We start from the raw sequence: 5,261 nt of genomic DNA, 5'->3' as shown, positions 1-5,261 counted from the left end.
CCACCAGGGCGGCCACGGCCTGCTCGGCGGCGGCACCGGGCGGGGTGCCGGGCGGCAGCGCCCGGCGGAACAGGGTTTCCACCCCGTCGCCCACGAAATGGCGGTAGGCGTCCACGGGGTGTGCGGAAAATCCCTGGGCCAGCAGGCAGGCATTGGCCGCGTCGGCCAGGTCCTCCAGCGTGTCCAGCAGGGTGCCGTCCAGATCAAAGATGATGGCGCGTATGGGCATGGCGCTCACCTAGCGCGTCCGGCCCGGACTGTACAGACTGCGGATGGCCCGCACCCGCCGAACGCCGGATTCCTTGCTGACGTGTAAAAAAAGCTGACACCTCCTCTCGCGCCCTGCTCCACCGGAGCAACCGCAACCGGGAACATCCCGCACCCAAAGCATACTCACATGATTTATCATGATATTTTTTCCACTGGCCGCAGCGAGAACCAGCGCCCCCCCGCACCGCATTGCGCTTTGTGCCAGGGCAAAGAGCACTGCCTCTGCACCGTCAGCCCCTGCTGTTTGCCGATATGCGCGGCATCGCAAAAATTCCGGACAGCCGCACGCCTCGGGGCGCATCCAATCCGCAACGCACCGGGCAACACGGACCGCACAACCAATTAACATGCATTTTTTCAGAGTGTTACTGAAAACAAGCCAACGACGATCTCTTTGGCACAACCGTTGCTAGTTCCGGGGCGTCCCACTGTGCCACAAGGGGTGCACGGGGGCGGAGGCTGGGTAAAGGGTATGCATCACGCATCGCGTTTCACGGAGGAACCATGAGCTTTCCAAGACAAGTCTTCGAATTCCTGAAGGCGAGTTCCATCGCCCATGCGCAGTGGGATATCGAGGTATCCACGTCCATCATCAAGAACCGGAAGAAGTTGATCATCCTCGGCATCCTGCTGCTGCCGATCCTGATGTTCAGCTTTGCCGAAGCGGGCTCCATGCTGGGCAGCAAGACTGCCTACGCGCCCGCGTTCTACTCCACCAAGATCTTCCTGGTCTCCATCGCGGTAGGCCTGGCAGCCGGCCTCATCACCGGCTGCATCGGCGCGGGCGGGGGCTTCATCATCACGCCGGCGCTCATGGCCGCCGGGGTCAAGGGCATCCTGGCCGTGGGCACCGACCTGTTCCACATCTTCGCCAAGGCCATCATGGGCACCACGGTGCACAAGAAGCTGGGCAACGTGTCGGTGAAACTGGCCATCGCCTTCCTGGTGGGGTCGGGCGCGGGCACGTTCATCGGCGGGGCCATCAACAAGGGCCTGTACAACAAGGACCCGCTGCTGTCCGAAATGTTCATCAGCTCCATCTACGCGGTGCTGCTGGGCTTCCTGGGCTTCTACGCGCTGTTCGACTTCATCAAGTCCAGCCGGTCCGGCGGCGGCGGTGACGCGCACGGCGGCAGCAGCGGCGCAACGGGCCTGTCCGTCAAGCTGCAGGCCATGAACGTGCCCCCCATGATCACCTTCGACGAAGACCTCGTGCCCGGCGGCCGCCGCATCTCCGGCTGGATCGTCGCCGCGGGCGGCGTGGTTGTGGGCATTCTGGCGGCCATCATGGGCGTGGGCGGCGGCTTCATCACCTTCCCCATGTTCGTGTACATCTTCGGCGTGTCGTCCATGACCACCGTGGGTACCGACATCCTCCAGATCATCTTCACCGCCGGTCTCGGCGCCATCGCCCAGTACGCCATCTACGGCTACGTGTTCTACACCCTGGCCATGGGCATGCTGATCGGTTCGCTGCTGGGCATCCAGGTGGGCGCGCTGACCACCAAGGTGGTCAAGGGCATCCACATCCGCGGCTTCTACGCCATGTCGATCATCGCGGGCTTCATCAACCGCGTGGCCACCCTTCCCAAGAAGATGGTGGAACTGGAAATGATCTCCATGTCCAAGGATCTGGTGAACAACATCGAGTTCGTGGGCAACATCGTGTTCTGGGTGGTGGTTGCCATCTTTGGTGCCTGGGTGTTCGGCAAGTTCTTCGCCAACATCGGCAAGCTGAGAGCGGAGGCGTAACATGCTTATCCATAGCAAGAGCAGTTTCATGAAGGGCCTGCTGCTCATGGGCTCCTTCTGCGCGGTCTTCTTCCTGATCTTCATGCCGCTCTTCCCCGGTGACGGCGGCAAGGCCATGAACGGCCTGGAGTACTCGGACGATCTTTTCAACAAGCTGTCCAAGGGCTCGTCCTACTTCATCCCCGAAGTGCAGAAGCGCGTCGAGCCGCTGAAGGGCAAGACGGTTGAAGTGGCCTACGCCTCCAAGAAGGCCGAAGACGCCGCCAAGGTGTTCTCCGCCGCGGGCATCACCGCCACCGCCGACGGCGCCACCCTGAAGGTGCAGGGCGACCTGGGCACCCTGCTTGCCGCCGCCGTGGCCGACTCCGACGCCATGTACAAGAACGACGGCAAGACCGTGACCGCGCGCCACGCGGGCATGGACCACATGGTGGTCATGGAGGCCTGGTGGGAAGGCCTGAACCCCATGATCAAGGCCCTGCAGAAGAACAAGATGGTGGAAGAAGCCAACGTGGTGGATGCGGTGCTGAAGCGCGCCGTTGAAACCGGCTACAACTTCTACGGCATCCCCGCAGCCAAGGTCATGGACAAGATGGGCGTGATGGTCGGCCTGCTGATCTTCTACGTGCTGTATACCGTGTGGTACGGCTTCGCCATCTTCGAACTGTTCGACGGCGTCGGCCTGACCATGAAGAAGTCCAAGATCAAGCAGGAAGCCTAGCGTACGCCGCGTCGGCATCGTCGGGCTCTGCCTGACGCCCTGCTCCCATGACGACCACGGCCCCCCGCACCAACTGCGGGGGGCCGTTCCGTTTTCAGGCGGAATCCGCCATGCGCGCCACTTTCCACCCATTGCCCGCAACAGCCGTCTGCCTCGCGCACACCGCCTGTTGCACCAAGGACAAGTTGTGCTATGGTGACGGCAATCGCCCGCACCCCCGGCCCCGGTCGGGTTCTTTACCTGCCCTGTGCACTGCGGGCCTCGGCATCCGGTATCCACGGGGCCTTCACGCGCCCCGTTCCGCCGCACCGCCCCCGCGTCACAACCCGGGGTTTCCGGCGCGGCCCACCTTCATCCGCAAGGAGAACGCCATGCCGTCCAGCTTCACCCGCCGCTGTTTCATGTCCCTGTGCGCCTCGGCAGCCGTCGTGGCCGCCGGCACCCGCCTGCTTGGCCCCACCGTGGCCCACGCCGCCGACGCCGCCGACGCCTTTCCCATGCCGCCGCTGCCCTACCCCGACAACGGGCTGGAACCCGCCATCAGCGCGCGCACCATCTCGTTCCACTACGGCAAGCACACCGCCGCCTACTACGGCAACCTGAACAAGGCCGTGGCAGGCACCCCCATGGCCACCATGAAGCTGGAAGAGGTCATCAAAGCCGTGGCGGGCGACCCGGCCAAGGCCGGGCTGTTCAACAACGCCGCCCAATCCTGGAACCACACCTTCTACTGGGCAGGCATGAAGCCCGGTGGCGGCGGTACGCCCCCCGCCAAGGTGGCCGACGCCCTGTCCGCCGCCTTCGGCTCCGTGGACGCCTGCGTCACCCAGCTTTCCGACGCCGCCAAAACCCAGTTCGCCAGCGGCTGGGCCTGGCTGGTCAAGGGCCGCGAAGGCGGCAAGGACGTGCTGAAGGTGCTGAAGACCGGCAACGCCGAAAACCCCATCACCCAAGGCTATACCCCCATCCTCACCATCGACGTGTGGGAACACGCCTATTACCTGGACTACCAGAACAAGCGCCCCGACTACGTCCAGGCCTTCTTCGACAAACTGGTGAACTGGGACGAAGTGGCCAAGCGGTTGTAGGAAAAGAGTTTTAAAGAGAAGCGGGGAGGGGACCCTCTGAAAAGGGTCTCCCTCCCCGAACCCCGCTCTGCTGTCGTCATCCGTAACACTCGCGCGTTGCGCTCGCGTAACGGCTGACGCTCCCCCCAAAACTTTCAGTTAGGGGGGCTTTTTACCTCGCGTCGGCAACACGGCCATGTCACCCCATGGTGCGCCTTCATTCCTTCACGAAAACCCAATCGAAAAGTTTTGGAAGATAGGGGTCCGGGGAAAGAAACCTTTTCACGCGTTGCGGACGCCATCCGTAAGGTTCGCGCTTCGCGCTTACCTAACGGCTGCCGCAAAAGGTTTCTTCCTCCGGTTACTTCTTTCTCCCAAATCTTTCCGGCGTTACCCGGCGACAGGAGCGATCTTGGCGAGGTCGGCGGCGATGCGGTCGCGGATGGGGCCGAACACACGTTCGTTGTGGGCCACCATGTCGATCTGGCGGGTATGGATGAGCAGGTAGCCCACGCCGCGCACCAGGGTGAGGATGCGATCCTTGGGCAAGCCTTCGAGGGAGGCGAACAGTGCGTCGTCCTTGACGTCGGCGCGGAAGCCGCGCGCTTCCAGCACCTCGCCCACAAAGCGGGCGCGCAGGGAGCGTCGGTCGGCGCTGGCGGCGCCGCCCTTGAACTGGAAGGTCACGTAGTTCTCGTGCGGGTTGTCGGTGGCCATGGCCTCCACGGTGCAGAAGTGGTAGCCGAAGCGCGCTTGAAGATTGCAGTAATCGCGCGAGATCATGAGAAAGTTGCGGTTGGCCAGAGTGGTGGCGGCGGTGGGTTCCAGGTCCGGGTTCACGGTGGATTCCATCATGACCGACAGGAACCCGCGTGCGTCGGTGGCGGGCGGCCCGGCCCAGGGCACGGCGGTCATGCCGTCCCACAGGGCCAACATGGGCGCGGAGGCGATGTCGTCCAGGTCCACCACGGGGCCGGGCACAGGCTTGCGAAAGCCTCCGTCGATGTCCAGCAGCCAGTATTGCAGCTTGGTGCCGTTGACCCGCAGCTGCTTGCCCAGCCGCTGGGTGCCGGGGCCGGTGGCGCCCATGTGATCGGACACGCCGAACAGCACCTCCACGGACTTCTCGTGGCAGAAGCGGGTGATGTCGTGCAGGGTGCGGCAATGGGCGGGGGCGAACCGGGGCGATTCCGGGTCCAGCAGGTTCAGGGGCAGCACCAGCCGCGCGGCTTCGGACAGCGCGGTGTGCACGGGGCTGCCTTCCATCAGGTTGCGACGCGGGGCGTGGCCCAGAAGATCTTCGATGCGGCCGGGGTGCACGCGGCGGTTGTCCGCGTCCACGGTGACGATGCCCGCATGCTCCAGAAGTTCGGCGGCGCGGGGCACACCGAACAGGGCGGGCACGCCGTACTCGCGGGCCACGCTGGCCAGGTGCCCGGCGGCGCCGCCCG

Annotated in this window: 5 protein-coding genes; 3 read left to right on the top strand and 2 right to left on the bottom strand. The window is 64.3% G+C overall.

The annotated features are described in order from the left end of the window. On the bottom strand, nucleotides 1-229 hold a 229-nt coding region (locus FVW20_RS06940), incomplete at its 3' end, for an HAD hydrolase-like protein (protein WP_196608856.1). A 545-nt stretch (nucleotides 230-774) separates the two neighbouring features. On the opposite strand from FVW20_RS06940, the gene FVW20_RS06935 reads away from it, so the two are divergent. The 3 genes from FVW20_RS06935 (at nucleotide 775) to FVW20_RS06925 (ending at nucleotide 3,831) form a co-directional block, all read left to right on the top strand. Further along, entirely contained in the window at nucleotides 775-2,022 is a 1,248-nt protein-coding gene (locus FVW20_RS06935; protein WP_172596635.1) for a sulfite exporter TauE/SafE family protein, read from the top strand. A 1-nt stretch (nucleotide 2,023) separates the two neighbouring features. Then, the gene (locus tag FVW20_RS06930) at nucleotides 2,024-2,743 is read left to right on the top strand and encodes a hypothetical protein (RefSeq protein WP_196608855.1); all 720 of its coding nucleotides are present in this window, start codon (nucleotides 2,024-2,026) and stop codon (nucleotides 2,741-2,743) included. Between the two features lie 371 nt (nucleotides 2,744-3,114). Further along, complete coding sequence (locus FVW20_RS06925; RefSeq protein ID WP_307831410.1) at nucleotides 3,115-3,831, top strand: superoxide dismutase; 717 nt, start codon at nucleotides 3,115-3,117, stop codon at nucleotides 3,829-3,831. Between the two features lie 369 nt (nucleotides 3,832-4,200). On the opposite strand, the gene FVW20_RS06920 is transcribed toward FVW20_RS06925, so the two are convergent. Continuing rightward, nucleotides 4,201-5,261: PEP-utilizing enzyme (locus FVW20_RS06920; RefSeq protein ID WP_269145816.1), on the bottom strand; the 1,061-nt coding region annotated here is incomplete at its 5' end.

The sequence above is a fragment of the Nitratidesulfovibrio oxamicus genome (assembly GCF_015731765.1).
GTDB lineage: Bacteria > Desulfobacterota > Desulfovibrionia > Desulfovibrionales > Desulfovibrionaceae > Cupidesulfovibrio > Cupidesulfovibrio oxamicus.
Note: the sequence above shows the minus strand (reverse complement) of the source record. Positions and strands in the feature narration are given on the sequence as shown.